This is a genomic window from Marivita hallyeonensis (assembly GCF_900129875.1).
GTDB classification, from domain to species: domain Bacteria; phylum Pseudomonadota; class Alphaproteobacteria; order Rhodobacterales; family Rhodobacteraceae; genus Marivita; species Marivita hallyeonensis.
On sequence record NZ_FQXC01000004.1, the window covers coordinates 542,860 to 567,937 of the forward strand.

General features: G+C 61.2%; 28 protein-coding genes and 1 pseudogene. 15 read left to right on the top strand and 14 right to left on the bottom strand.

Features of this window, described 5'->3' with window-relative positions; translation table 11 throughout:
• The first annotated feature begins 40 nt into the window (after window positions 1-40).
• The 8 genes from BUA42_RS15520 to ptsP all read left to right on the top strand — a co-directional run bounded on the left by BUA42_RS15520 (window position 41) and on the right by ptsP (window position 6,640).
• Entirely contained in the window at window positions 41-475 is a 435-nt protein-coding gene (locus BUA42_RS15520) for a DUF1178 family protein (protein WP_072779193.1), read from the top strand.
• On the top strand, window positions 475-1,125 hold the full coding sequence (locus BUA42_RS15525; RefSeq protein ID WP_072779194.1) for an SDR family oxidoreductase: 651 nt from the start codon (window positions 475-477) through the stop codon (window positions 1,123-1,125). The genes BUA42_RS15520 and BUA42_RS15525 overlap by 1 nt, the downstream gene beginning before the upstream one ends.
• Complete coding sequence (locus tag BUA42_RS15530; RefSeq protein ID WP_245819032.1) at window positions 1,098-1,571, top strand: SgcJ/EcaC family oxidoreductase; 474 nt, start codon at window positions 1,098-1,100, stop codon at window positions 1,569-1,571. The genes BUA42_RS15525 and BUA42_RS15530 overlap by 28 nt, the downstream gene beginning before the upstream one ends.
• 82 nt (window positions 1,572-1,653) lie before the next feature.
• Entirely contained in the window at window positions 1,654-2,892 is a 1,239-nt protein-coding gene (locus tag BUA42_RS15535) for an aspartate kinase (protein ID WP_072779195.1), read from the top strand.
• Between the two features lie 178 nt (window positions 2,893-3,070).
• The gene (locus BUA42_RS15540; RefSeq protein WP_072779196.1) at window positions 3,071-3,493 is read left to right on the top strand and encodes a DUF4437 domain-containing protein; all 423 of its coding nucleotides are present in this window, start codon (window positions 3,071-3,073) and stop codon (window positions 3,491-3,493) included.
• Window positions 3,490-3,810 (top strand): ArsR/SmtB family transcription factor, encoded by a 321-nt coding sequence (locus tag BUA42_RS15545; RefSeq protein ID WP_072779197.1) that lies wholly within the window; start codon window positions 3,490-3,492, stop codon window positions 3,808-3,810. Before BUA42_RS15540 ends, BUA42_RS15545 begins: the two co-directional genes overlap by 4 nt.
• Window positions 3,807-4,220, top strand: a complete 414-nt coding sequence (locus tag BUA42_RS15550) for an SRPBCC family protein (protein ID WP_072779198.1) — start codon at window positions 3,807-3,809, stop codon at window positions 4,218-4,220. The genes BUA42_RS15545 and BUA42_RS15550 overlap by 4 nt, the downstream gene beginning before the upstream one ends.
• 179 nt (window positions 4,221-4,399) lie before the next feature.
• Window positions 4,400-6,640 carry a phosphoenolpyruvate--protein phosphotransferase gene (gene ptsP / locus BUA42_RS15555; protein WP_072779199.1) on the top strand — a complete coding sequence of 747 codons (2,241 nt, stop codon included), beginning with the start codon at window positions 4,400-4,402 and terminating at the stop codon, window positions 6,638-6,640.
• Window positions 6,641-7,077: 437 nt separating this feature from the next.
• Here ptsP and BUA42_RS15560 read toward each other — a convergent pair whose 3' ends face one another.
• Both BUA42_RS15560 and BUA42_RS15565 read right to left on the bottom strand, forming a co-directional pair.
• Entirely contained in the window at window positions 7,078-7,836 is a 759-nt protein-coding gene (locus BUA42_RS15560) for an EcsC family protein (RefSeq protein WP_072779200.1), read from the bottom strand.
• Window positions 7,837-7,867: 31 nt separating this feature from the next.
• Window positions 7,868-8,353: a GNAT family N-acetyltransferase gene (locus BUA42_RS15565; RefSeq protein ID WP_072779201.1), complete on the bottom strand. Its 486-nt coding sequence runs from the start codon at window positions 8,351-8,353 to the stop codon at window positions 7,868-7,870.
• A gap of 100 nt (window positions 8,354-8,453) precedes the next feature.
• Here BUA42_RS15565 and BUA42_RS15570 point away from each other — a divergent pair, with 100 nt between their 5' ends.
• From BUA42_RS15570 to BUA42_RS21540, 4 genes and pseudogenes are all read left to right on the top strand, one after another.
• Window positions 8,454-9,062, top strand: a complete 609-nt coding sequence (locus tag BUA42_RS15570; protein WP_072779202.1) for a flavin reductase family protein — start codon at window positions 8,454-8,456, stop codon at window positions 9,060-9,062.
• 146 nt (window positions 9,063-9,208) lie between these two features.
• Window positions 9,209-9,559: a Lin0512 family protein gene (locus tag BUA42_RS15575; RefSeq protein ID WP_072779203.1), complete on the top strand. Its 351-nt coding sequence runs from the start codon at window positions 9,209-9,211 to the stop codon at window positions 9,557-9,559.
• Window positions 9,556-9,900 carry a Lin0512 family protein gene (locus BUA42_RS15580; RefSeq protein WP_072779204.1) on the top strand — a complete coding sequence of 115 codons (345 nt, stop codon included), beginning with the start codon at window positions 9,556-9,558 and terminating at the stop codon, window positions 9,898-9,900. Before BUA42_RS15575 ends, BUA42_RS15580 begins: the two co-directional genes overlap by 4 nt.
• Before the next feature lie 61 nt (window positions 9,901-9,961).
• A pseudogene (locus tag BUA42_RS21540) lies at window positions 9,962-10,351 on the top strand (GFA family protein).
• A 135-nt stretch (window positions 10,352-10,486) separates the two neighbouring features.
• Here the strand turns inward: BUA42_RS21540 and BUA42_RS15590 are convergent.
• From BUA42_RS15590 to BUA42_RS15615, 6 genes are all read right to left on the bottom strand, one after another.
• Window positions 10,487-11,398 carry a YwqG family protein gene (locus tag BUA42_RS15590; RefSeq protein WP_072779205.1) on the bottom strand — a complete coding sequence of 304 codons (912 nt, stop codon included), beginning with the start codon at window positions 11,396-11,398 and terminating at the stop codon, window positions 10,487-10,489.
• Between the two features lie 423 nt (window positions 11,399-11,821).
• Complete coding sequence (locus BUA42_RS15595; RefSeq protein ID WP_143152718.1) at window positions 11,822-12,166, bottom strand: VOC family protein; 345 nt, start codon at window positions 12,164-12,166, stop codon at window positions 11,822-11,824.
• Between the two features lie 199 nt (window positions 12,167-12,365).
• Entirely contained in the window at window positions 12,366-12,965 is a 600-nt protein-coding gene (locus BUA42_RS15600; RefSeq protein ID WP_072779207.1) for a short chain dehydrogenase, read from the bottom strand.
• Entirely contained in the window at window positions 12,962-13,324 is a 363-nt protein-coding gene (locus BUA42_RS15605; protein ID WP_072779208.1) for a MerR family transcriptional regulator, read from the bottom strand. Before BUA42_RS15605 ends, BUA42_RS15600 begins: the two co-directional genes overlap by 4 nt.
• 181 nt (window positions 13,325-13,505) lie before the next feature.
• A complete protein-coding gene (locus BUA42_RS15610) occupies window positions 13,506-14,093 on the bottom strand; it encodes a transglutaminase-like cysteine peptidase (protein ID WP_072779209.1) in 588 nt (195 codons plus the stop codon).
• Window positions 14,094-14,128: 35 nt separating this feature from the next.
• On the bottom strand, window positions 14,129-15,763 hold the full coding sequence (locus BUA42_RS15615) for a SulP family inorganic anion transporter (protein WP_072779210.1): 1,635 nt from the start codon (window positions 15,761-15,763) through the stop codon (window positions 14,129-14,131).
• Between the two features lie 162 nt (window positions 15,764-15,925).
• Here BUA42_RS15615 and BUA42_RS15620 point away from each other — a divergent pair, with 162 nt between their 5' ends.
• Genes BUA42_RS15620 through BUA42_RS15630 form a run of 3 tightly spaced genes read left to right on the top strand, consistent with a single transcriptional unit; the run spans window position 15,926 to window position 17,998 of the window.
• Window positions 15,926-16,813, top strand: coding sequence for an S-methyl-5'-thioadenosine phosphorylase (locus BUA42_RS15620; RefSeq protein ID WP_072779365.1), 888 nt, complete (start codon window positions 15,926-15,928; stop codon window positions 16,811-16,813).
• A gap of 14 nt (window positions 16,814-16,827) precedes the next feature.
• Window positions 16,828-17,451 carry a LysE family translocator gene (locus BUA42_RS15625; protein WP_072779211.1) on the top strand — a complete coding sequence of 208 codons (624 nt, stop codon included), beginning with the start codon at window positions 16,828-16,830 and terminating at the stop codon, window positions 17,449-17,451.
• 7 nt (window positions 17,452-17,458) lie between these two features.
• Window positions 17,459-17,998 carry an adenine phosphoribosyltransferase gene (locus BUA42_RS15630; RefSeq protein WP_072779212.1) on the top strand — a complete coding sequence of 180 codons (540 nt, stop codon included), beginning with the start codon at window positions 17,459-17,461 and terminating at the stop codon, window positions 17,996-17,998.
• 137 nt (window positions 17,999-18,135) lie between these two features.
• Here the strand turns inward: BUA42_RS15630 and BUA42_RS15635 are convergent, their stop codons facing one another.
• The 6 genes from BUA42_RS15635 to dprA form a co-directional block, all read right to left on the bottom strand.
• Window positions 18,136-18,426 (bottom strand): GNAT family N-acetyltransferase, encoded by a 291-nt coding sequence (locus BUA42_RS15635; protein WP_072779213.1) that lies wholly within the window; start codon window positions 18,424-18,426, stop codon window positions 18,136-18,138.
• Complete coding sequence (locus BUA42_RS15640) at window positions 18,419-19,045, bottom strand: 3-oxoacid CoA-transferase subunit B (RefSeq protein ID WP_072779214.1); 627 nt, start codon at window positions 19,043-19,045, stop codon at window positions 18,419-18,421. The genes BUA42_RS15635 and BUA42_RS15640 overlap by 8 nt, the downstream gene beginning before the upstream one ends.
• Window positions 19,046-19,086: 41 nt before the next feature.
• Window positions 19,087-20,157, bottom strand: a complete 1,071-nt coding sequence (locus BUA42_RS15645) for a PAS domain-containing protein (RefSeq protein ID WP_072779215.1) — start codon at window positions 20,155-20,157, stop codon at window positions 19,087-19,089.
• Window positions 20,158-20,176: 19 nt separating this feature from the next.
• Window positions 20,177-20,881: a CoA transferase subunit A gene (locus tag BUA42_RS15650; protein ID WP_072779216.1), complete on the bottom strand. Its 705-nt coding sequence runs from the start codon at window positions 20,879-20,881 to the stop codon at window positions 20,177-20,179.
• A gap of 219 nt (window positions 20,882-21,100) precedes the next feature.
• The gene (gene topA, locus BUA42_RS15655; RefSeq protein ID WP_072779217.1) at window positions 21,101-23,656 is read right to left on the bottom strand and encodes a type I DNA topoisomerase; all 2,556 of its coding nucleotides are present in this window, start codon (window positions 23,654-23,656) and stop codon (window positions 21,101-21,103) included.
• Window positions 23,657-23,845: 189 nt separating this feature from the next.
• A complete protein-coding gene (gene dprA, locus BUA42_RS15660) occupies window positions 23,846-24,979 on the bottom strand; it encodes a DNA-processing protein DprA (RefSeq protein WP_072779218.1) in 1,134 nt (377 codons plus the stop codon).
• Between the last annotated feature and the right edge of the window lie 99 nt (window positions 24,980-25,078).

Below are 25,078 nucleotides of genomic sequence, written 5' to 3' on the forward strand. Positions count from 1 at the left end.
GACAAATTGGCAACATGGTGCAACTAACCACGGTCACCTCATGATTCAGTACACTCTAAAATGTGCACAAGATCACCAGTTCGACAGCTGGTTTCAGTCCGGGTCGGCATTCGACAAGCTCCACGCCGCCGGGATGGTGAATTGCGTGGTTTGCGGATCGAATGATGTGAGCAAGGCGATGATGGCTCCGCGCGTCAGCACCAAGGACGCGCCAGATGCGGTGCCTGCCAAGCCAAAGCTCAGCACTCCGGCAAGCCCGGCAGAACAGGCCTTGGCCGAGTTGAAGGCCTATGTCGAAAAGAACTCCGACTACGTCGGCAAAAACTTCGCCACCGAAGCCCGCGCGATCCACGATGGTGTTTCGCCAGATCGTCCCATCTGGGGCGAAACACGCGGCGATGAAGCCAAAAAGCTGATCGAGGATGGCATTCCGGTTGCGCCATTGCCGTTCACGCCGACGCGAAAGTCCAACTGATGGTTACTCTCATCACCGGTGCCAATCGCGGGATCGGAGCTGCATTGTTGGAGGCTGCTTCGGCCCGGGGCGACACGGTGATCGGCACGACACGGACCTCGGATCATCCCACGCTCCTGCCGTTGGACGTTCGTGACCCCGATAGCTGCGCGGCACTGGCGGACCGTCTGAAAGACACGCAGATCGACACGCTCGTCTGCAACGCGGGCGTCTACCTGGAAAAAGGCCTTCCTACGGAGGGTCTGACCGAGACGCAGCTTTGGAACGACACATTTGCCACCAACGTTACGGGCATCTATCTGACCGCAATGGCCTTTCTGCCGCACTTGGCAATGTCCAAATCCCCGAAGATCGCGATCATCTCATCCCAGATGGGGTCCAGCGAACGGGCCGGCGGCAGTGCATACATCTACCGCGCTTCAAAAGCGGCAGCCGTGAACCTGGGCCGTAACCTCGCCGTTGACCTCAAGCCGAAGGGCATTGCGGTCGGCATCTACCATCCCGGCTGGGTCCGTACCGATATGGGCGGCAGTGCCGCCGCCATCGGAACGGACGACTCCGCCGCTGGCCTGCTTGCCCGCTTCGACGCGCTGTCGCTCGACACCACAGGCTGTTTCGAGATGTGGGACGGCGCGCCGATGCCGTTTTGACGGTCACCAATCCCGCCGATTTCCCGCATGCTTTCGCAGAGGCGTGGCACAGCCGGGACGGGCACCGGATCGCCGCACTTTTCGCAGAGGATGCTGATTTCGTGAATGTCACAGGGCTTTGGTGGCGCAACCGCGCCGCCATCGCAAAGGCGCATGATTACGCGCTCAAATCGTTCTTCGCGGAAACGGTTCTGAAGCCGGGCACGATCACCACACGCACATTGGGCGACGACCATGCAGTCGTGCATTGCCGGTTCCACCTGTCCGGCCAGACAGCCCCGGATGGCAGCGCGGCGGGCGACCGTAAAACCATTCTGGTTTTCGTGCTTCGCCGCACCGACACAGGCTGGCACGCCGTCACCGCACAGAACACGGATGTGGTACCCGGAAAGGAAACCCATCTGAACACTGGCACCCTTGGTGCTGTGGACTATCGCAACACCTGACCCGGCCGCGACATCCACCGCCCTTGCACCGTCGTGCCACCCCACGTAAAGGACCGCTGACATTTAGCCGGGGAGGCCACGTATGCCCGTTCTCGTGATGAAATTCGGCGGAACCTCCGTCGCCACACTGGACCGCATCAAGCGTGCGGCCAAGCGTGTCGGCGTCGAGGTGGCCAAGGGGTACGACGTGATCGTCATCGTCTCGGCCATGTCGGGAGAGACGAACAAACTGGTCGGCTATGTGAACGAAACCTCGCCTCTTTTCGATGCGCGCGAATACGATGCGGTCGTCTCTTCAGGTGAGAACGTGACTGCGGGCCTTATGGCCTTGACCCTGCAGGAAATGGACGTGCCCGCACGCAGCTGGCAAGGCTGGCAGGTTCCGGTGAAAACCACCGCCGCTCACGCGGCTGCGCGGATTGAAGAGATCCCGACCGACAACATCACGAAGAAGTTCAACGAAGGCATGAAAGTCGCTGTCGTCGCGGGCTTTCAGGGCATCGGGCCGGATGGTCGCATCACCACGCTGGGGCGCGGTGGATCGGACACCACCGCTGTGGCCTTCGCCGCCGCCTTCGGCGCAGAACGCTGCGATATCTACACGGACGTCGACGGCGTCTACACCACCGACCCGCGCATTTGCGACAAGGCCCGCAAGCTGGACAAGATCGCGTTTGAAGAAATGCTGGAACTCGCGTCCCTTGGCGCGAAAGTATTGCAGACCCGCTCTGTCGAACTGGCCATGCGCTATAAGGTGAAGCTGCGCGTGCTCAGCAGTTTCGAGGAACAATCAGACAATGCAGGCACCCTGGTCTGCGACGAGGAGGACATCATGGAAAGCAATGTTGTGGCCGGTGTGGCCCATTCCCGCGACGAGGCCAAGATGACGCTCGTCTCCGTCGCCGACCGCCCCGGCATCGCCGCTGCGATCTTCATGCCCCTGTCAGAGGCCGGCGTGAACGTCGACATGATCGTGCAGAACATCTCGGAAGAGGGCCGCACAGACATGACTTTCTCCTGCCCCACTGATCAGGTGAAGCGGGCAGAAAAAGCGATGATCGAGGCAAAATCGGCGGGAAAGATCAACTTCCATGACATCGTCGCCGACACCGACGTCGCGAAAGTCTCCGTCGTCGGGATCGGCATGCGCAGCCACACAGGCGTCGCGGCCAAAATGTTCGACGTACTGGCCAAGGAAGGCATCAACATCAAGGTCATCACCACGTCAGAGATCAAGATCTCGGTGCTGATCGACCGCAAGTACATGGAACTTGCCGTGCAGGCACTGCACGACGCGTTTGAGCTGGAGAAGGCGGCCTGACCGCAACCATCGCGACGCCGCAGCCTTAAATTAAGCAGAAACAACAGGTCAAAGCGCCAGGTTGCCCGGCGCTTTCTTCATTCGCGCGCGCTGTTCCTCCAGGCAGTTGCAATTCCCTTGACGTGATACCAAACAGTATCCTATTAAATGAAACCATTCGGTATCACATGGAGTTTCCATGAAACACGTACTACCTGCCCTCCTCCTCGCCGCGGCCTTACCCGGCATTGAAGAGGCTGACACGATCACTCTTCTCGACTCGTCCGATTTCGCATGGCAACGCACGCCCGAAGGTGTGTCTTTCGCTCCCTTGCACGGTGACCGCTTTGTCGACACCTATCAGGCGCTCGTCGAATTGCCCGCCGGAACGGTCAGCCCACCACATGTCAAATCGGCCAACATGTTCGGCGTCCTTTTGCGTGGCGAGATGATCCACTACGCCGCAACTGATGATCCGCATACCGCACGACGGGTCGGAGCCGGATCGTACTACAGCATCCCGGCAGGGCTTCCTCACATCTCGGCCTGTGTCTCTGACACGCCCTGCCTCGCCTATCTCTATCAGGACGGTGCGTTCGATTTCGTTCCGGTTTCACCATGACCGACGCACAACAGCTTGGCTTCCGCGCGCTCTCCGACCCGACACGCCGACGCATCCTGCAACTGCTCGCCCGCGAGGACCTCACAATCGCCGAGGTCGCCGAGAACTTCCAGATGACCCGCGCGGCAGTCAAAAAGCACCTCGCAATCCTAAACGAAGGCCATCTCATTAAGGTCGAAACCGTCGGACGGACCCGCCGGAATTCGCTCGATCCGGACGGGTTACGCCGGGTCTACGACTGGTTCGGCTTCTTCGACCAGTTCTGGGATGACCGCCTCAATGCCCTCAAATCCGAAATCGAAAAGGATGTCCAATGACCAAACGCGTTTTGACAAAGTCGATTTACCTAAAGGCCACGCCAGCGCAGGTCTGGGCTTATCTGACCGAACCGGAAAAACTCGCCAAATGGTTTCACAAGCCGAACACACCCCTGACCGATGGCGATTACGAGATGCGCAGCGCTGAGACCGGAGATCGATTCATGTGGGGCACGGTTTTGTCGGCCAAACCATTCGAGACGCTCGAATATACGTTCATCATCACCCCATTGGCAGACACGCCTACAACCGTCCGATGGACCCTGCAGGACGTCCCTGGCGGCACGCACCTGTCGCTCCGCCACGAAGGCGTGCCGGACGGGGCTGACGCCTTCGACCTCACGCTCGCGATGGACGCAGGCTGGGACGAGCATCTTGGCCGTCTGCGCGGGGACATCCACGACACCTGAGCCGGGGCCAACCGCATCAGGGCGCAGTGGGCCGTTCGGTTGCGTTGCAAGCGTTTCGCCTCCCCCGCCCGCACTGCACAAACACGCGCCGAAGCGACGTAAGATGCTCAAAGGAACAGCTTTCCCCACCTGCGCACTAAGCCTATAGTTGACCCCGGACCGACAAGGCAGTGGGGCGGATGCCAGAGAGATTCGAAAGCGAAAGCCGCAAGCTGCTGGGCCGCCTGCGCGACACGATGGCCAGCAAGGCTGCGGGTCAGGAACGCCTTGATCGCATCACACATCTGACCGCGGACTCCATGGGCACCGAAGTGTGCTCGATCTACCTGTTCCGCGACGATGAAACGCTTGAGCTCTGCGCCACGCAGGGTCTCAACCCCGAAGCCGTGCACCAGACCCGCATGAAGCTTGGCGAAGGCCTTGTCGGACGCGTCGCGCGCACCGGCAAAACGGTCAATACCGCCGACGCCCCCGCCGCACCCGGTTTCCGATACATGCCAGAGACCGGGGAAGAAATTTACTCCAGCTTCCTTGGCGTCCCGATTCAACGTCTGGGTGAAAAACTCGGTGTCCTCGTGGTCCAGTCCAAGCAGGCCCGCAAATACAGCGCCGACGAGGTCTACGCACTTGAAGTCGTCGCCATGGTGCTGGCCGAAATGACGGAACTAGGCGCGTTCGTCGGCGAAGGGGCCGCCCTGCGTGCCCGCCACACCGAACCGGTGCTTCTGCGCGGTGTGACGGGACAGGAAGGCACCGCCGAAGGCCACGTCTGGCTGCACGAACCGCGCGTCGTGGTCACGAACCTCGTCGGCGACGACCCCGATGTCGAACGCAAACGCCTCACCGACGCTGTGGAAAACCTGCGCATCAGCGTGGACCAGCTTCTGGCGGGTGCGCACGGGGACAGCGAGCAGGTCCAGGTGCTCGAAGCCTACCGCATGTTCGCCAACTCCAAGGGCTGGCTGCGACGGATGGAAGAAAGCATCGACCGCGGCCTGAGCGCCGAGGCCGCCGTGGAAAAGGAACAGTCCGACGTGCGCGCGCGCATGTCCCAGGCCAATGACGCGTACCTGCGCGAACGTCTGCAAGACCTCGACGACCTCTCGAACCGCCTGCTGCGTATCCTCACCGGACAGGGCGCACAAACCGGCGCCGAACTGCCCGATGACCCGATCCTCGTGGCTCGCAATATCGGACCCGGCGAACTGCTCGAATACGGGCGCAAACTGCGCGGCATCATCCTCGAAGAGGGCTCGGTCGGCAGCCATGCGGCCATCGTCGCCCGCGCCCTTGCCATCCCGCTGGTCATCAGCACCAAACGCATCCAGAACGAAGCGTTGAACGGCGATCACGTCATGATCGATGGCGATCAAGGCATCGTGCATCTGCGTCCCGACGACACGGTCGTCAGCGCGTTCCGGGACAAGATGGCGATGCAGGCCAAGGCACAGGAGCGTTACGCCTCGATCCGGGAAAAACCGGCACTCACGCTCTGCGGCAAAACCATCCGGCTGGACATGAACGCTGGTCTGATGGCCGATCTGCCGTCGCTTGAAAACTCCGGCGCCGAGGGCGTCGGCCTTTTCCGGACCGAGCTTCAGTTCCTTGTCCGCAACCAGATGCCGCGACGGACCGAACTCGCCGCTCTTTACGCCCGCGTGCTCGACGCGGCCAAGGGCAAGCGCGTTGTCTTCCGTACCCTCGACATCGGCTCGGACAAGGTCCTGCCCTACATGACGCCACAGGACGAACCGAACCCCGCGCTTGGTTGGCGCGCCATTCGCGTGGGCCTCGACAAGCCGGGCGTGATGCGCATGCAGTTGCAGGCGCTTCTGCGCGCTGCCAACGGGCGCTCCCTGACGATCATGTTCCCCTTCATCGCCCAATACGACGAGTACACCCAGGCCCGCGCCGAAGTGGACAAGGCCATCGCACGCGAGATCAAGCTCGGCCATGCCATCCCGGAAAGCCTTGAAATCGGCGCGATGCTGGAAACCCCTTCACTCGCCTTCGCCTGCAAGAAATTCTACGAAGAAGTCGATTTCCTCTCGATCGGCGGCAACGACCTCAAACAGTTTTTCTTCGCAGCCGACCGCGAAAACGAACGCGTGCGGCGGCGCTACGACACGCTGAACGTGAGCTATCTGACCTTCCTTGAAAACATCGTGGACCGCTGCGCATCGACCAACACTCGCGTGTCGTTCTGCGGCGAAGACGCAGGCCGCCCCGTCGAAGCGCTCTGCATGGCCGCCATCGGCCTGCACTCCCTGTCGATGCGACCGGCCTCCATCGGCCCGGTGAAACACCTGCTGCGCCGGTGCAATCTGGACGACGTCCGCAACGTCATCCACACCGCGCGCGACGCCGGCGAACAATCCGTCCGTCCAGCCGTGATGGAGTATTTGCGGGGACTAAGCTGACCTCGGAACAGGTCGGATCAGATGTCTGGAGCTCGAAACCTTGCTACCATTTACGGTAAGCCGCGTGGTGCCCGACAGGGCGCGCGCGCCCTTCCGATTTTTTGGTGCAGTTTGAGGAGCCCCTTGATCCCCGCGGGGATAGTCTTCAGCAGAGCCGTCAAAACTTGCTTTTGCACAAGTCCGGCAGGGATTTGCGGGTGCCAGCGCAATTCACACCAAGGCACCTGACAGCACGCTTCAGCCGTTTTGGCTGGTCTCATCCGGGTTTTCCGGCGTGCGTGCTGTCAGAGCTTTGTGAGCGAACGGGTCAACCCGGGTCCAGTGCCGGATCATGTAACGGTCCAAGGTGACCCGTCCGCTATCGTCCCGGGATGCCCCCGAAGAACACCGACAATGTGATCTATTAACGTTAAGATATCGTGAAGCGTGCGGGGGATTTACCGAGATTTCTCGGATTTGATCGCGCGGCGGAGTTCCTCGACCAGCAGCGTCTCCGGCTGTCCGCTGTCCCGCGCCAGACGCCGCAGGCCGAAATGCACATGCGCCATTTCCTGATAATAGCTCGTGAAGGCATAGTTCGTCGCCGCCCCGGCCGCCGCGCCAAGAATTGGCACGGTCTGCGCCGCCAGCTTCTGACCCAGCACAGTCGCCAGTCGGGGTGCCACGGATTTCATGATCCCGTGAACCGCCGTGCCGGTCAGCGTCACGCGTGTCGTGAGGAACGCCATATTGGCGCCGTCATCGTCCTCCAGTGGGCCGGCACTGGCGAAGACGGTCATGCAATCGGCCAGCATGTCCGGGTCGTTAGCGTCGAACCCGTATTCCGCCGCGATCCCCTGAATCGTGCGCAGGAGAACAGTTGTGGTTACCGGCAGCTCGGCCAGCGCGGTGGGAAGGCCACCTGCCCCACCGACCGCGCCCATGGCGGTGGTCAGGGCGGTGTTGAGCCAGCCTTTTTGATCCGGCACCACGCCACGCGATTGTTTCGCTGCGTGCAGGGCGACGGTCAGCGCGCGCTCCGTGGCGCTTTCCAAACCCAGTTTCACGGGGTCAGGCAGACGTTCGAGAAGGTTCTCCGCCCGTCCGCCGATCATGTTGAGAACCTGCAGGCCAACCCCACCCGCTGCCCTGTGGCGGCGCGCGAGCTCGGCGATGGTTTTGTTGGTGTCCAGCGGGACAAGGTCAGTACCGGTCATGTTTCATAGATTGGGTCATTCCGCCGCCGCTTCAAGCGTCCCCGGTCACTTCGCCTGCGACACCGTCCCACGCATGCTCGGCCAGAGGCAGTCCCAGGACCCGGTCCGGGTTGGTCGGCGGCGGCATGATCACATGCGGCAAGCGCTCGAACCCGAAGCGCCCGTAATAGGGTGCGTCGCCCACGAGGAGAACCCGCAACCAGCCATCGCTGCGCGCCTGTTCGACCGAGTCGCGGATCATTGCGCCGCCCAAGCCTTCACCCTGCGCCGTCGGATGAACGGCAATGGGGCCCAGCAGAAGCGTCCGGTGGCCACTCACCCGCACTGGCCAGTACCGGATCGCACCGCCAAGGATGCCCGCCTCGTCCCGCGCAACACGGGACAGTGCCGCGATCGGGGCCACACCGTCGCGCAGGCGGTAGGAACTCAGCGCCTCGCGTCCGGGCGCGAAACACAGGTCGTAAAGCGCTTCGACCTCCCACCAATCTTCTTTGGTTTCCGGGCTCAGGGTGAACATGACACCGCTCTTCGTTGACGCGCGGCACACCCCCGTGCATTCCGCTGCGAAACGGCCTATCACGCAGGGAAATTTTCGGCAAACAGGGAAGCTCACCCGTATGTTCTACCGCCCAGAGGACGGCCACGGCCTGCCGCACAATCCGTTCAACGCCATCGTCACACCCCGCCCCATCGGCTGGATCGCGACGCGTGGAAAAGACGGGCACGACAACCTCGCACCCTATTCGTTTTTCAACGCCGTCGCCTACGTGCCGCCGCAGGTGATGTTCGCCTCCACCTCCACCAAACCGGATCGCGGCGACACGAAAGACAGCGTTGCGCAGATCCGGGAAACCGGAGTGTTTGCCGTGAATATCGTGGAATACGCCATGCGGGACGTGATGAACCAATCCTCGGGCGCGTGGGACAAGGATGTGGACGAGTTCGAGCTGGCCGGGATCGAGAAGGCCGAGTGCGAGACCATCGACTGCCCGCGCGTGGCAAAAGCCCCGGCGACGCTGGAGTGCAAGCTGACGCAGATCCTGCAGCTGGAGGGCGCGTCGAACTTCGCGGTGTTCGGAGAGGTCACCGGTGTGCATATGCGGGACGACTGCTTGAAGGACGGCATGTTCGACGTGCTGAGCTTCAACCCGCTGACCCGGATGGGGTATCGCGATTATTCGGTGATCCGCGAAAAGTTCAGCCTCAAACGCCCCGGCGAGGAATAGGTCACCATGCATATCCAGGGCTCCGCCCATTCTCACCTCAAACCTTCCCCCGGATGGTTTGTGTGCCGGAGGCACAACCGGTTCGAATTGTTTCGCGCGCGAAACATTGGGTCCGATCCGGTCCTTTAAGAAAAGGTAAATAAGACATGGCTCTGAAACGTCTGCTGACCGAATTCGGCATGGGCAGTTCGCTGCGGCGGCAGGACTATACCGAGGCCGCGTCGCGCGCCGTGCGGGACGCTCTGTGGCACAACTCGATCAATCTCGCCGAGCTTTACGGCAAGGAGAAATCCGAGATGCAGATCACGGTCGAGGTGGGCGTGCAGCAGCCCGATCAGATCGACACCCGTACGATCCGTACGCTGTTTCCGTACGGTCAGATCGAGGTCATCGCCCGCAAGGGTGGTCTGGACGTGCCGCGTTCGGATGGCGGCAAGCCAACGGTTATCGCCAATGTCGCGATCTCGGTCGCGCTGGATGTGGAGGGCACGGCATGAGCGATCAGCGCTTCATCATCGAAATGGGCATGGGCAATGACCAATACGGGATGGACTACACCAAGGCCGCCGCCCGCGCGATCGAGGACGCGATCCGGCATTCCTCGATCCCGCTCTTCGACGCCACCGGCCTGTCCCACGACGCGATGCGGGTTCAGGTCACTGTGGGCGTTGCTGAGCCGGACAAGGTGGATTGTGCCGCGCTCATTGCCTCCCTCCCCCGTGGCCGGGCCGAGGTCAAAGCCGTCGAAGGAGGCTTGAATGTGGTCAATCCTGACAGCGGCAATACGCTTGTGATTGCAACCGCGGCGGTGGAGGCGTTTTTGCCGAAGCAAACTTGATCGCGAAGTATTGTCACTTTGCGACGATTCCATCCTAAGGTATCGACGCGGAGGATCGGCGATGTCAGAGCGACTGCTTGGTGGATGCAAATGTGGGGCGGTGCGCTACGAAGGCACCCGTTTGGATGCTCCGATGTTTCGTTGCCACTGTCGGGATTGCCAACACCTGACAGGCTCGGGTCATTCAGAGATGATGCCTCTCGCACTCGAAGATTTCACGATTACCGAGACCTGCAAAACCTAAAGAATGGTGGGTGGTTCGGGGCAGTTCACCTTCAGCGGATTCTGTCCGACTTGCGGGTCTCAGATCACGCGGAACAGCCAAAGGATAAGTGATCGGATATACGTTCACGCGTCTTCACTGGACGACCCCGGAAAATATGAACCAGAGAAATCGATTTACCCGAACTCTGCGCAGGCGTGGGATGAAGTTGCGATCATAAAGGGGTAACCAGGGCTCGGAGCGGTCACTCGGCAGATTTGGGTCAGCGGCTGCTCAGCGGACAAACCGCCCTTTCGCTGCGGCTGCCTGAATGGCTGCTTTTGGAGTGGATCGGCTGTGGAAGCGGATTGGCCCCAAGGTGGCTTAGGCGCAGTCCCATGTAAGGTAAGCCTTCTGAAAATCTCTTTGCAAAAGGGCTTCACGACTGATCATCACATTCAACTCGCCGCCGTCACCTAGATTGATTTCGTCGTCGCAGCCCATGTGGAACAAGATGCGGTTGAGATTCTGGCACTCAGGACAGCTGGCCCTAACGTCTTGCTGCACAAATCTTGGATGTCCTCCTACCCAATGGTCGCCATACCCATTGACGATCTGCTCGGTCCTGGCTTCCCAATTATCCATAAAGGCAGCAACCTCTTCACTTTCAGGGAGCCTATTTTCCATTGACGGATCGCTCTCTTCAAATGGCCAGTTGTACGGATTTCCCGGTGCGACATCTGGTTCAAAAATCAAGGGTAGTCCTACCCGTCGTGCCTTTTCACTGAAATCTCTTGTCTGACGGGTGGTCTTCTGAATTTCATCAGGAACAACAAGAAGCTGATCAGTTTGCGGATCGGGCTCCCATCTTATCACCCGGTCACATTCACCTGTATCGTCAATCATCTCGAAAGACGAAAAGATTTGAAGAACTCCACGCGTGGGGAAGCCTTCCAAGCGAGGCAACTCTGAGAAGTTTACTTGAGCAACGAAGGCCATGGGAAAGTCGTTGTGCGGATTTCTCGGCCATGACGTGTCCTGACCTATTGCGAGCGGTGCACCGCCGATCCGGCTCTCTTGTGGCGAGCTTGGAGGCCTCGACTGGACGATGGCTTTTGCGATGGGCAATGCACATTCTTCAATCGCGTTCCAGAACGATTGTGCTTCAGCAAGCGTGATGCGAGGTGCCCCCTCCGCTTCACGTCTGAGCCTAGGTTGCCATACGAGTCTATTCATCAGCCATGGGGCTGCAAACAGAGTAGCTATGACCGCTGCATAGAAGAGAACTGTGTCCATAGGTAAGCTTCCGAAAATCTCTGCACATTTTGGAAATGAAAACTGTCAACATTGTGTCTGCTACTGGCATCATTCACGACGGCTAAGCAGACCTTAGCGGCGCCGCAGAAATCCGGTCACTCTGGTCTCCAAGCAGCCGTTGCCTCGAAAACGCTGGATGCAACACGAACTGTGCCAGCGCCGAGCCGAGGGGTGGCGCTGCAACCCAAGTTCGTGGCGCTATGTGGCCACCAAGTCATTTCTCGGATGCTCTGCGCGCTGACGGGAGCCAAAGCGCCTTCCCGTGGCATCGGGCCGGCGCTGGCACGGCGGCCTTCGGCCTTGAGTCGTGCCGGGTGAGGTGAAAGGATGACGGCTACGCGGGACGTAGCTGCCTTTTGCAGTGTTTCGCCCAATGACTGCGTTGTGTTTTACTGACCGCGATCAGGCATCATGAAAGAAGTAAAACTTGTTGGCGCAGTGATCCTCGACGGTAAATTGCCTTAGACCCCATGGCTTGAGCTCCAGTTCGTCAGTGATATTCGCGCCGCGTCGAGCCAAATCCGTCTGCATGGCTTCCAAGTCTTCGCAAAACACCCAGAAAGTGCTACCCGGCCGTCCTTCAATCGTTTCTCTGAAGAATATTGAGCAATCGCCGTGTGAGACGGCTCCAATCTTGCCCGCTTCATTGTACCATCTGATCTCAAAGCCAAGTCTGTCGCGATAGTATTCTTGCGCAGTTCGCACATTGGGGACCGGTAGTTCTGGCGTTGGCTGCGAAAAACCCATCAAAAAACCTCAGTTCGCTTGTGATTCACAGAGTGTAGCACGTGGGCGATCTGCCCGGAGGGGACATTCGTGAACACCGCAGCATCAGGCAGTCTGGGCCCACAGCGGTCACTCGGCAGATTTCGGTCAGCGGCAGCTCAGCGGGACGGAGGGGAGTTTCGCTACGGCTGCGCGAAGGTCTGCTTCGTCGGCTGGTCGTTTATTCCACGATCACCACCTGCCCGGTCAGAGCGCCCTCAACGCATTTTGCATACGCCAGCCCGACATCATGTGATGCCACAGGCTTATGACCATGAAACCAAGCGCCATAGCGCGCTGCGGAGACGTCCAGCATTCCAGGACTGACGACATTCACTCTCAACCCGCGCGGCATCTCTATTGCCGCTCCTTTGACGAAGCCAGCCAGCGCCCCATTGGCGGTCGCGGCATTTGACCCCATACGGATCGGATCGCGATCAAGCACGCCGCTAGTCAGTGTGAAGGAGCCGCCATCCGATACGACATCCAGCCCGGCGAGGACGAGGTTCACCTGCCCCATCACCTTTTGCCGTAGCCCGACCATGAACTTCTCTTGGTCCATATCTGACAAGGGCGCGAAGGTTGCATCGCCTGCGCAAGATACGACAGCATCAACGGTGCCGACCTTGTCATAGAGTGACTTCACCGCATTCAGGTCGCCAACATCGACCTGAAAGTCTCCGGAGGAACGGCCTACAGTGACGATTTCATGTCTCTGTTCAAGTTCTTTGCAGGCGGCTCGCCCGATATCGCCAAACGCGCCGACGACGATTATCCTCATATCTGATCCTTCATTATCTCATCGTACTTTTGCAGCTTTCGGTCGAGGATTGTTCGGCAGCGCTCCAACTCCACTAGTCGAGCCTTAAGGCTCTGTCGGTGTGCTAGAAGCGCCGTCCTGCGTATTGGGATTGTTGTATCGCCTGATGCATACAAGTCGGCGAACCTGCGCATCTCCGACATCGACATCCCAGTCGCGCGCAGTGATGCCAGCAACTCCAGCCAGTCGGCATCCGTCTTTGAAAACCGGCGGTTTCCATCCGCCCCGCGTTGGACTAACGGACAGAGTCCGGATTTCTCATAAAAGCGTATCGTTGAAACGCTGAGCCCGGTCAGCTCAGCTACTTCTGAAATCTTCATGCGGTCACACCCTTTCACTCAGGTTCATACCGACCTGAAGCTACTTTAGGTCAAGCATCTTCATCAGACTTGATCGTGAAAGCTACCGTTCGTGCGCTGCGCAACATCGGTCAAAATGAGCTCTTTTCTGCCGTTCGGAACGCTGCGTTGCAGCGCGGCATGACGTGCCGTCTGCGCAGGTCTAACGAGGCACCGCGTAACGCTCCCATTGGCCGTCGGTGCGTTCGCGGTAGGTGATCGTGTAGGGCGCGGTGGTCCAGCAGAGGAGGTCCTCCTGCAGGTTGTCGAGGACCCAGGTTCCGTGTGTTGTCTCGACCAGCAGAAGCGCGTGTGGGACGGGGGGTGCGTTCTTCAGGGCAAGCGCAAGGGTGAAAGCCGCGCTGGGGAGACCCGCTTCGGTCAGTTGCCTGCGCTTTTCGAGCGCGATGTCTTCGCAATCCCCCTGGCAGTTGAAGGGGTAGTCCCAGACGTCTTCGAGGCCGTGAAACTGCCAATCGGGGACAACCGTGATCTCTGCATTCACCTTGGCGTTGATCTGCGCGATCTTGGCATGAGTGTCAGATGTCCACTCCAGCACCTCAGGCCCGGTGAGCTCACACGCGCCGTCGTATTGCAGGCAGAACTCGACGTAGGTCTCTGGCGGGGCGATGACGCGATCCACAGGCAGGTGCATTTGGAGACACGTATCCTGAGCCTGCACTTCGTCGGGCGCGGCAAGCCCAGCGACGCAGGCCAAGACACAAAGGCTCAGGCAGGTTTTGACGTTCACGTCAGAAGTCTAGCACGGCCCAGCGGTTTTGCCGATCAGTGATCGCCGAGGATGCCCGTCCGCACGCCGTAATCCACCGCCAGCGCATAGTCGGGATCGTCATCGTTTTCGACCACGAGGTGTCCCGCCTTCGACAAGAGCTTGTGGCAGTCTCGGCTGAGGTGGCGGAGTTGCAGCTGCTTGCCCGCGGCCTCGTATTTGCCTGCAACGGCTTCGATGGCTTGCAGGGCGGACTGATCGACGACGCGGCTTTGGGCGAAATCGGCAATGACCAGATCGGGATCGGTCTCGACATCGAAAAGCTCGGTGAACCCGTCGGAGGAGCCAAAGAACAGCGGGCCCTGGATTTCGTAGACCTTTGCGCCCTCGGCCGTGCGGCTTTCGCGCGTGATGGCATGGATGCGGCGGGCGTTGTTCCATGCGTAGGCAAGCGCCGAGACGATCACGCCGACGACCACCGCGACGGCAAGATCTTCGAGCACGGTTACGACCGTCACCAGGAGGATCACGAAGGCATCGGTCAGCGGCACCTTGCGCAGGATGGTCAGCGAGTTCCACGCGAAGGTGCCGATCACCACCATGAACATCACGCCGACAAGCGCTGCCAGCGGGATGAGTTCGATCATGGGTGCGGCGAAGAGGATGAAGATCAGCAGAAAGAGCGCTGCGGCGATGCCGGCGATGCGGGTGCGGCCGCCGGATTTCACGTTGATCATCGACTGGCCGATCATCGCGCAACCGCCCATGCCGCCGAAGAAGCCGGTGACGGTATTGGCGACGCCCTGCGCGATGCACTCCTGGCTCGCGCCGCCGCGTTCGCCGGTGATCTCGCCCACGAGGTTGAGGGTGAGCAGCGATTCAATCAGGCCGATGGCGGCGAGGATGACCGCGTAGGGCAGAATGATCTCGAACGTCTCCCATGTCAGCGGGACCGTGGGAATATGGAAGCTGGGCAAGCCGCCCTGGATCGAGGCGAGGTCACCAACGCGTGGGACATCGAGGTTGAAGCCGATCACCAGCGCAGCGACGACCCCAATGCCAACAAGCGGCGCAGGCACGACGCGGCTGATGCGCGGCATGACCCAGATGATCGCCATGGTGAGGGCAGTCAGGCCCAGCATCAGGTAAAGCGGCATGCCGGACAGCCATTCGCCGCCGCCCATGCCGTGGCCCGTGTTCTCGACCGATCCGGGCACCTTGAACTGGCTGAGCTGAGCGAGAAAGATCACAATGGCAAGGCCGTTGACGAAGCCGAGCATCACGGGGTGCGGCACCAACCGGATGAATTTCCCCCAACGAAGCGCGCCCGCGATGATCTGCAGAACGCCCATCAGGACCACGGTCGCAAAGAGATACTCCACCCCGTGTTGCGCCACGAGCGCCACCATGACCACGGCCAGCGCACCGGTTGCCCCAGAGATCATGCCCGGCCGCCCCCCGATCAGCGCGGTGATGAGGCCGACGAGAAACGCGGCATAGAGGCCCACCAGCGGATGCACTCCGGCGACGAAGGCAAAGGCCACCGCTTCGGGCACCAGAGCGAGGGCCACGGTCAGGCCCGAGAGGAGTTCGATGCGGATGCGCGCCGGGGTCAGGCGCTCTTTCGGCATGAGGCTCAGATCGGGAATGGCAAGACGGTTGGCAAAAGATGCCAGCAAACCTCTGGACATGTGCGCTCTCGATGGCTTTGGGATTGAAGCGCACCGAATAGTGGGTGCAGCGGCAAATGACCATCGTGTCTTGCGGGTGACGGCCATGCGTTGCGCGCATGTCACGGTTGAAGCGCTGCCTTAGCGCTGCAAAAGTGGCAGTGAATGTCGGAAGGATGCAACATGGCACGGCGCAAACTCGGGGTGATCGGTGGATCGGGTCTTTATGCGGTGGACGGCTTGACGGAGGCCGCGTGGCACCGGGTCGAGACGCCGTGGGGCGCGCCGTCGGATGATCTCTTCTGCGGTCTGCTGGACGAGCTTGAAATGGTGTTCTTGCCGCGCCACGGGCGCGGTCACGTGCACAGCCCATCCGATGTGCCCTATCGCGCGAATATCGACGCGCTGAAGCGGCTGGGGGTGACGGATGTCATCAGTGTCAGCGCCTGTGGGTCGTTTCGGGAAGAGATGAAACCGGGGGACTTCGTGATCGTCGATCAGTTCATCGACCGGACGATTGCGCGCGACAAAAGCTTCTTTGGCGCGGGCTGCGTCGCACATGTGTCGATGGCACATCCGGTCTGCGGCACGCTGGGGTCGGTCTGTGCAACCGCGGCGCAGGCAGCCGGGGTCACAGTGCATGAAGGCGGCACCTATCTGGCCATGGAGGGTCCGCAATTCTCGACGCTCGCGGAATCGGTGATGTACCGCGATCAGTGGGGATGTTCGGTCATCGGGATGACGAACATGCCCGAAGCCAAGCTCGCCCGGGAGGCGGAGCTGTGCTACGCGAGCGTGGCGATGGTGACGGATTATGATTGCTGGCATCCGGACCACGATGCGGTGGAAGTGGCCGATATCCTCCGCGTTTTGACCGCAAACGCAGAGGCGGCGCGCGCCATGATCACGGAGTTGCCGACACTTTTGGGACCGGAGCATGCGCCCTGCCCGCAGGGCTGTGGCACCGCGCTGGAATACGCGCTCATCACCGCACCCGACGCGCGTGACCCGGAGGTGCTCAAGAAGCTGGACGCGGTGGCGGGACGCGTGCTTTCTGGGCCAAGTGATTGATCTGGAGCCTCTTCATGCCGCTTGACCTTTGGCTGACCTTCGTTGCGGCCTCGACCGCCTTGCTGCTCATTCCGGGGCCGACCGTGCTTCTGGTGCTGTCCTATGCGCTGAGCCAGGGGCGGCGCGTTGCCGTCGCGTCAGCCAGCGGCGTGGCGTTAGGCGATTTCATCGCGATTAGCCTGTCTCTGGCGGGCCTGGGCGCGTTGGTCATGGCCTCAGCCACCCTCTTCACCGTGCTCAAATGGGTGGGCGCGGCCTACCTCGTGTGGCTCGGGATCAAACTGTTGCGCTCCGCGCCAAGCGCAGGGCTGCCCATGACGCCGGACGTGTCAGAGGCACGGGGCGTATTTGCGCATGCGGCGCTTGTGACCGCACTGAACCCAAAGTCCATCGCTTTCTTCATCGCCTTCGTGCCGCAATTCATCACCCCCGGCGCGCCGCTCGGCCCGCAATTCGCGATCCTGATCGCCACCTTCGTGACGCTGGCCGCGGTGAACGCGCTCATTTACGCGCTGGCCGCCGACCGGTTGCGCACGTGGATCGGCAAACCGACTGTCATCTCCTGGCTCACCCGCGCGGGCGGGGCCACCCTGATCGCCATGGGCGCGCTGACCGCCATGGCACGTCGCAACACCTGAGGACCCCATGCCACCGACCAAGACCGTCAAGGACTACATCCGCACCATCGTCGACTTCCCGCATGAAGGGATCATGTTCCGCGATGTCACCACGCTTTTCGCCGATGCGCGCGGGTTTCGGATGGCCATCGATCAGCTTCTGCACCCGTACGCCGGAATGCGGTTCGACAAGGTGGTCGGGCTGGAGGCACGAGGCTTCATCCTTGGCGGCGCGATTGCGCATCAGCTGTCCGTCGGGTTCGTCCCGGTCCGAAAGAAAGGCAAACTGCCAGGCGCGGTGATCTCCGAGGAGTACACGCTCGAATACGGTGAGGCGGTGGTGGAAATCCATGACGATGCCATCGAGGCGGGAGAGAAGATCCTTCTGGTGGACGATCTTTTGGCCACGGGCGGCACCGCGGAGGCCGGGTTGAAGCTGATCGAACGGCTGGGCGGCGAGACCATCGGATGCGCCTTCATCATCGATCTTCCCGATCTTGGCGGACGCCAGAAGCTGGAAGCGATGGGGATGGATGTTCACGCGCTTTGCGCATTCGACGGCTTATGAGGCAGGCGTTTCCGTGAACGGAAACGACGCCCTGCGGGGGCGCAGGGCCTGCGTGCGCGACCGCGGCACGCGGCGTTTCCGATGACGGAAACGGGATGATGCGGTGACGCATCACGGCGCGCCGGTGACGGCGCGCGCTACACGTTGAAAGCGTCGGCCCAGTCAGGGTGTCTGCGCCGTTGCGCGTTCACGAAGGGGCACAGCGGCACGATCTTGAACCCTTCGGCTCGGGCATCGGCCACCAGCCGTTCAACCAGTGCCAGCCCCGCCCCGGTGCCACGAAAAGCGTCCGGAACGCCGGTGTGATCGGCAATGACGAGGGTCGGCGAGGCGATGGAAAAGGTCAGTTCCGCCTCTTCACCGTCCTTGCGGATCACGTAGCGGCCCTTTGCGCCGTCCTGTTCCCGGATGATGTCGTGCTCAGACAATGGTTGCTTCCGTCGCGGCGATCATCTCCTCGCGCGTCACGCCGGGGGCCAGTTCCTGAATGTGTAGCCCCTTGTGGGTCACATCGAGAACACCGAGATTGGTGATGATGCGATCGACCACCCCTGCCCCGGTGAGCGGCAGGGTGCATTCTTTCAGGACCTTGCTCTCGCCGTGCTTGTTGGTGTGATCCATCACGACCACCACGCGTCCGACACCGGCCACGAGGTCCATCGCGCCGCCCATGCCTTTGACGAGCTTGCCGGGGATCATCCAGTTCGCGAGGTCGCCTTTTTCGTCCACTTCCATCGCGCCAAGGATCGCCATCGCGATCTTGCCGCCGCGGATCATGCCGAAGCTGGTGGCGCTGTCGAAATAGCTGGTGTGGGGCAATTCGGTGATCGTCTGCTTGCCCGCGTTGATCAGGTCAGGGTCTTCGTCGCCCTCGTAGGGAAACGGCCCCATGCCCAGCATGCCGTTCTCGGACTGCAGCGTCACGGTCATGCCCTCGGGGATATAGTTCGACACGAGCGTCGGGATGCCGATGCCGAGGTTGACATACATGCCGTCCTCGAGCTCTTGCGCCGCGCGTTCGGCCATCTGATTGCGATCCCATCCCATGGTAGCGTTCCTTCGTTTGTCCTGATCCGCACAGGCGCGGATTATTCCCTGATATCGGTGAAGCCGACGGGCACATCGATCATGATGACGGTTCCCGCCGCTCCACGCGCCACGTTGAGCGTCGCGTCCAACCCGTCGAGCAGCGAGGAGACAAGCCGTCCGCCGACGGAGGTGCTGGACGGAAACCCCTGTTTCTTCGGAATGCCGACGCCGTCGTCGGCGATAGTCATGCGCAACCCGCCCGCAGCGAGGCGGTTCACGCGCAATTCCAGATATCCCTGATCCAGCCCGTCGAACGCGTGCTGGAAGGCGTTCGACACCAGTTCGAACGTCATGAGCGCGACGCGGATCGCGGTGTCGAGGTTCACTTCGAGCGGTTCCACCAGCGACACAAAGCGCACGCCCGGGCGGCCTTCGTTATGCGCAATGGTGTGAGAGATCCGTGACAGGAGCGAGCCAAGGTCGATGCCATCGCGGTTCCACTGTTCGTCGGCGAGCTGCATTTCCTCGTACACGAATTGCAGGCATTCCAGACGGCGCGGCAGCACATCCAGGGTGCGCAGGAACTTTTGGCGCTCTTCCTCGGTGGTCGGTGGTTTTGCGTCGCTTTTGCCGACGAGCGATGTGACGATCAGGCCGAGGTCCTTGCTGACCCGGGAGCAGACCGTGTCGAGGTGCAATCGCGCGGAATCGTTGGCCTGATCCTGCTCGTCATCGCGCAGCTCTTTCTGGATGCCGAGGAAGTAGACCGGTTTGCCGCGCGCGCCGAGGATCGGAGCGATCAGCAGGCGGTTCATGAACGGTTCACCGCTGGCCCGGTAGTTCAGGATATCGACACTGACATCCTCACCGGCCTCGATCGCGCTGCGGATTTTGCGCACGGCTTCGGGGTCGGTGTCGGTGCCCTGCAGGAAGCGACAATTGCGACCGATGACGGCCGCGCGGTTATACCCCGTGGTACGCTCGAACGCATCGTTCACGTAGACAATCGGGTTGTCCTCGGATTGCGGATTGGAGATCACCATTGCCACATTCAGGCGGGAAAACCCCGCCAGGGCCTGACTGTCGTCAAGCACGGATGTCAGCTTTGGTTTATCTGCGGCGCGTTCCACGGGGAATGCGGTCCCTTTCTCAGGCTGCCGGGCGTGGCCGGGTAGTGCGCTGTTCGATACGTTTTTCGTGTTCACCCTGGATGATGCGGTGCACGTAGATCCCCGGAAGGTGAATGTTGTCCGGATCAAGCTCGCCCGGTTGGACGATTTCCTCGACTTCCATCACGCACACTTTGCCACACATCGCAGCGGGCGGATTGAAGTTGCGCGCGGTCTTGCGGAAAATCGCGTTGCCGGTGGTGTCGGCTTTCCAGGCCTTGACGATGGAGAGATCGGCGAAGATGCCGCGCTCCATGATGTAGGTCTCGCCGTCGAAGTCTTTGTGGTCCTTGCCCTCGGCGATCACGGTGCCGACGCCGGTCTTGGTGTAGAAGCCCGGAATGCCCGCGCCACCGGCGCGCATACGTTCAGCCAGCGTGCCTTGCGGGTTGAATTCAAGCTCCAGCTCCCCGCTCAGGTATTGGCGCATGAATTCCGCGTTTTCACCGACGTAGGAGCTGATCATCTTCTTGACCTGACGGGTCTGCAGAAGGATGCCGATACCGAAATCATCCACGCCCGCATTGTTGGACGCGAAGGTCAGGTCTTTCACGCCGCTTTCGCGAATGGCGTCAAGCAAAAGCTCGGGAATTCCGCTGAGGCCAAATCCACCGGCAGCGATCAGCATGCCATCCGAGAGGACCCCGTCCAGTGCTTCAGCCGCAGTTGCATAGACCTTGTTCATCGACAGTTCCCCTCGTGTTCAGCGACGTGTCGCTTTTGGCGTCTCAGGCGGGGTAAGTCAACGGCTGCAACGATGCGAGTGCAATGTGTCAACTTCGCGCGTCATTGCGAAAGTTGACACTTTTCCATGGCTGTTTTCAGGCCGGTTTGCTGAATATTCAGGCAGTGAAACAGCGGTTCCCGGCCAGGCCCGGCAGCCGGGGCATAAAGGCATCTTCGGTCAGGACTTTTTCGCCGCAGCCTTCTTTTTCGCCGCCGGTTTCTTCGCGGCTTTCTTGCGGGTGCCCTTCTTTGCGGACTTCTCCGTGATCAGGGCCACGGCCATGTCCATGGTCACTGCATCCGGCTCCACATCCTTCGGCAAGGTCGCGTTGACCTTTTCCCATTTCACGTAAGGACCGTAGCGCCCCTCCATCACCGCGATCGTGCCACCCTCTTGCGGGTGTTCGCCCAGTTCCTTCAGCGGCTTTGCTGCCGCACCACGGCCGCGGCCCGGATTTGCGCGTTTTTCCGCAAGAAGTTCGACGGCGCGGTTCATGCCGATCTCGAAGACATCGGTCGGTTCCTTGAGGTTGGCGTAGACCGGTTTCGCCTCATCCGGAAGCTGATGCATGATGTAGGGGCCAAAGCGCCCGAAGTTCGATTTGATCTCGCCGCCTTCGGGGTGCATGCCGATGATGCGCGGCAGGCTTAGAAGCGTCAGCGCCTTTTCGAGGGTCATGTCGTCGGCCTGCCAGCCTTTCGGCAGGCTCGCACGGTCGGGCTTCTTGTTCTCTTCTGTTGCCTCGCCACGCTGGACGTAAGGGCCAAAACGACCGGAACGCAGACTGATTTCATTGCCGTGCTCGTCCTCGCCCAGCACGCGGTCGCCCGCTTCTGCCGCGTCGCCGCCGATGGGGCGGGTGTACCGGCATTCCGGGTAGCGGCCGCAACCGACGAAGCCACCGGAGCGCGAGCTTTTGAGATGCAGTTGGCCCTCACCGCACAAAGGACAGGTGCGCGGGTCACTGCCGTCTTCGCGTGGCGGGTAGAGCTGAGGGGCAAGCGCGTCATCGAGCACGTCAAGCACTTCGGAGATACGCAGTTCCGAGGTTTCGGCGATGGCCGCAGAAAAGTCGCGCCAGAAGCGACCGAGCAATTCCTTGTAATCCTTGTCCCCGGCGCTGACGTCATCCAGCTCGGATTCGAGGGCGGCTGTAAAGTCGTACTCCACGTAGCGCTTGAAGAAATTCAGGAGGAAAATCGTGACGATCCGGCCCTTGTCTTCGGGGAAGAGGCGGTTCTGTTCCTTGCGGACGTATTCGCGATCCTGGATCGTAGTGATGATGCTTGCATAGGTCGACGGGCGACCGATGCCGAGTTCTTCCATCTTCTTAACCAGCGTCGCCTCGGTGTAACGGGGCGGCGGTTGGGTGAAGTGCTGATCGGGTGTCACGCCACGTTTGTCGGCCTTTTCGCCCTGCATGATCTGCGGCAGTCGCTTGTCGTCATCGTCGACGACGGCGTCGTCACGGCCTTCTTCGTAGACACGCAGGAACCCGTCGAAGAGAACCACTTGCCCCGTTGCACGCAGTCCGACCTGACCGTCCGCGCTCCCCACCTCGACCGTCGTGCGTTCGAGGCGTGCAGATTCCATCTGGCAGGCAAGCGTGCGTTTCCAGATCAGGTCGTAGAGTTTGCGCTGATCCGGTTCGCTGATCTTGAGGCTGGCCGCATCCTTGGCCATGTCGGTGGGGCGGATGCATTCATGCGCTTCCTGCGCGTTCTTGGCCTTGTTCTTGTAGATGCGCTTCTCGGCCGGCACGTATTCGGCGCCGTACCGATCCTTGATCGCGGCGCGGGCCTCGTCCACGGCTTCGGGGGCCATGTCGATGCCATCTGTTCGCATATACGTGATGTGTCCGGCCTCATAGAGGCGTTGGGCGGCGTTCATGGTCTGGCGGGCGCCCATGCCGAATTTGCGGCTGGCCTCTTGCTGCAACGTCGAGGTCATGAAAGGGGCGGACGGGTTGCGGGAGGCGGGTTTCGCCTCGACCGAGGTGATTGTCAGATCCCGGCTCTGGATCGCCTGGACGGCAAGCTCTGCCTGGGTTTCGTTCTCGATGTCGTAGCGATCGAGTTTCTTTCCGGCGAGCACGGTGAGGCGCGCCTCGTATTCCTGACCGCGCGGGGTCGCGAGGATGGCTTTGACCGACCAGTATTCGCGGGGCTTGAACGCCTCGATCTCCATCTCGCGTTCGACGATCAGGCGCAGGCAGACCGACTGCACCCGGCCTGCGCTGCGCGCACCGGGAAGTTTGCGCCAGAGAACCGGGCTCAGGTTGAAGCCGACAAGGTAATCCAGCGCGCGGCGGGCGAGATAGGCTTCGACCAGCGGCGCATCGATGTCACGCGGGTTGGCCATTGCCTCGGTTACGGCGGCCTTGGTGATGGCGTTGAAGGTGACGCGTTTCACGTCCGTCGTTTTCTTGATCGCGCGGCGTTTGGTCAGGGCTTCCTTGAGGTGCCAGCTGATTGCCTCGCCCTCTCGGTCGGGGTCAGTGGCGAGGATGATCGCGTCGTCGGATTTGAGCGCTTCGGCAATGGCGGCGACGTGTTTGCGAGAGTCGCTGGCGACTTCCCATTTCATGTCGAAACCGTTCTCGGTGTCGACCGATCCGTCCTTCGGTGGCAGGTCGCGAACGTGGCCGTATGACGCCAGAACGGTGTAATCGGATCCCAGGTACTTGTTGATTGTCTTGGCTTTTGCCGGGGATTCGACGACCACAACTGGCATGAAACAATGACCTTTCTCAGCGACCCGATGGCGATCCGGGTGGACCGCATATGGCGGCGCAAGATGTGGTGTGCAAGCGCGAATTGTCAATCGGCGCGAAAGTGCCCTTGGCCCGCAAGGTGTTTGACCGGCGTGGTCTTCCCTTGAAAGGAAATGCTCGAAATCCTTGCAGATTTCGGGCGATCTCAGTCAGCTGGCCCGCGATATCAGGCCACCGGGCTGTCGGTTGATACGCCCGTCCAGTTCCAGATCGGTGAGCGCTGGCGAGACCTGTTGCGACGGCGCGCCAAGATCGCGGATCAGCTGGTCTTCGCCCATCGGCGACGGGCCAAGCCGGTCGAGAATTTGCTGGTGGAGTTTCGCAACGTCGGACAGGCTTTGCCGTTTCTGCGGCGCTTGCATCGGCAGGTCCGGCGCCGCTTCGGCAAGAGGTGCCAACGCCTCGATCACGTCGTCGGCGTTACGCACCAGACGCGCGCCATCGCGCAGGAGCATGTTGCAACCGCTGGCCCGCGCATCGAACGGGTGGCCGGGAACGGCCATGACCTCCCTCCCCTGATCGAGCGCGGTTCGCGCGGTGATGAGGGAACCGGATTTGGCAGCCGCTTCGACGACGATGACCGCTTGTGACAGCCCCGAGATGATGCGATTGCGCGCCGGGAAATGGCGGGCCTGCGGTTGCAGGCACATTGCTTGTTCGCTGACCCGGAGGCCGCCTTTGGCCACGATGTCTTCGGCCAGTTTCGCATTTTCGGACGGGTAGAGCACGTCGACCCCACCGCCGAGCACCGCGATGGTGCCGGTGTCGAGCGCGGCGAGATGCGCCGCCGTGTCGACACCGCGGGCGAGGCCCGACACGATGACGTAACCGGCCTCTGCCAGACCCTGTGCCAGGCTGCGGGCCATGCGGCCACCGAGGGAAGACGCATTTCGCGCACCGACCAATGCGATCTGAGGTCTCGTGAGGATTGGTAACGCGCCCACCGCCCAAAGCAGTGGCGGTGCATCCTCCAGATCGCGCAGCGCATCGGGATAAGTGGTGTCACCAAAACAAAGTAGCTGCGCGCCGACGGCTGCGGCGGCTTTCAGTTCCGCTTCGACCACCGATTCCGGACAGGTCTGATAGTTGTCGACCCCAGCGGCGCGGGCGATCTCCGGCAGCGCACCCAGCGCAGCGGCAGCCGACCCATGTTCGTGCATGAGGCGATAGAACGTGCTGATCCCGACCCGTCGGGAGCGCAAGAGACGGAGCCAGTCAAACCGTTGGTCTTCCGTGGTGGGTGGGATTAGGGGGTGAGTGGAAGAGCTGTGTTCCAATGGCATCCTGTCCCCGTCTGCTTGCTTAGACAGGAATAGACGCACAGTGGTTAATCAGGTGTGAACGGGCACGCACATTCCCAACGCTGCGCCGCGGCCAGATCG

Bases quoted from the DNA above. Each gene is read 5' to 3' on its own strand.
- BUA42_RS15520 (WP_072779193.1), top strand. From the start codon at position 41: ATGATTCAGTACACTCTAAAATGTGCACAAGATCACCAGTTCGACAGC.
- BUA42_RS15525 (WP_072779194.1), top strand. From the start codon at position 475: ATGGTTACTCTCATCACCGGTGCCAATCGCGGGATCGGAGCTGCATTG.
- BUA42_RS15535 (WP_072779195.1), top strand. From the start codon at position 1,654: ATGCCCGTTCTCGTGATGAAATTCGGCGGAACCTCCGTCGCCACACTG.
- BUA42_RS15540 (WP_072779196.1), top strand. From the start codon at position 3,071: ATGAAACACGTACTACCTGCCCTCCTCCTCGCCGCGGCCTTACCCGGC.
- BUA42_RS15545 (WP_072779197.1), top strand. From the start codon at position 3,490: ATGACCGACGCACAACAGCTTGGCTTCCGCGCGCTCTCCGACCCGACA.
- BUA42_RS15550 (WP_072779198.1), top strand. From the start codon at position 3,807: ATGACCAAACGCGTTTTGACAAAGTCGATTTACCTAAAGGCCACGCCA.
- ptsP (WP_072779199.1), top strand. From the start codon at position 4,400: ATGCCAGAGAGATTCGAAAGCGAAAGCCGCAAGCTGCTGGGCCGCCTG.
- BUA42_RS15560 (WP_072779200.1), bottom strand. From the start codon at position 7,836: ATGACCGGTACTGACCTTGTCCCGCTGGACACCAACAAAACCATCGCC.
- BUA42_RS15565 (WP_072779201.1), bottom strand. From the start codon at position 8,353: ATGTTCACCCTGAGCCCGGAAACCAAAGAAGATTGGTGGGAGGTCGAA.
- BUA42_RS15570 (WP_072779202.1), top strand. From the start codon at position 8,454: ATGTTCTACCGCCCAGAGGACGGCCACGGCCTGCCGCACAATCCGTTC.
- BUA42_RS15575 (WP_072779203.1), top strand. From the start codon at position 9,209: ATGGCTCTGAAACGTCTGCTGACCGAATTCGGCATGGGCAGTTCGCTG.
- BUA42_RS15580 (WP_072779204.1), top strand. From the start codon at position 9,556: ATGAGCGATCAGCGCTTCATCATCGAAATGGGCATGGGCAATGACCAA.
- BUA42_RS15590 (WP_072779205.1), bottom strand. From the start codon at position 11,398: ATGGACACAGTTCTCTTCTATGCAGCGGTCATAGCTACTCTGTTTGCA.
- BUA42_RS15595 (WP_143152718.1), bottom strand. From the start codon at position 12,166: ATGGGTTTTTCGCAGCCAACGCCAGAACTACCGGTCCCCAATGTGCGA.
- BUA42_RS15600 (WP_072779207.1), bottom strand. From the start codon at position 12,965: ATGAGGATAATCGTCGTCGGCGCGTTTGGCGATATCGGGCGAGCCGCC.
- BUA42_RS15605 (WP_072779208.1), bottom strand. From the start codon at position 13,324: ATGAAGATTTCAGAAGTAGCTGAGCTGACCGGGCTCAGCGTTTCAACG.
- BUA42_RS15615 (WP_072779210.1), bottom strand. From the start codon at position 15,763: ATGTCCAGAGGTTTGCTGGCATCTTTTGCCAACCGTCTTGCCATTCCC.
- BUA42_RS15620 (WP_072779365.1), top strand. From the start codon at position 15,926: ATGGCACGGCGCAAACTCGGGGTGATCGGTGGATCGGGTCTTTATGCG.
- BUA42_RS15625 (WP_072779211.1), top strand. From the start codon at position 16,828: ATGCCGCTTGACCTTTGGCTGACCTTCGTTGCGGCCTCGACCGCCTTG.
- BUA42_RS15630 (WP_072779212.1), top strand. From the start codon at position 17,459: ATGCCACCGACCAAGACCGTCAAGGACTACATCCGCACCATCGTCGAC.
- BUA42_RS15640 (WP_072779214.1), bottom strand. From the start codon at position 19,045: ATGGGATGGGATCGCAATCAGATGGCCGAACGCGCGGCGCAAGAGCTC.
- BUA42_RS15650 (WP_072779216.1), bottom strand. From the start codon at position 20,881: ATGAACAAGGTCTATGCAACTGCGGCTGAAGCACTGGACGGGGTCCTC.
- topA (WP_072779217.1), bottom strand. From the start codon at position 23,656: ATGCCAGTTGTGGTCGTCGAATCCCCGGCAAAAGCCAAGACAATCAAC.
- dprA (WP_072779218.1), bottom strand. From the start codon at position 24,979: ATGCCATTGGAACACAGCTCTTCCACTCACCCCCTAATCCCACCCACC.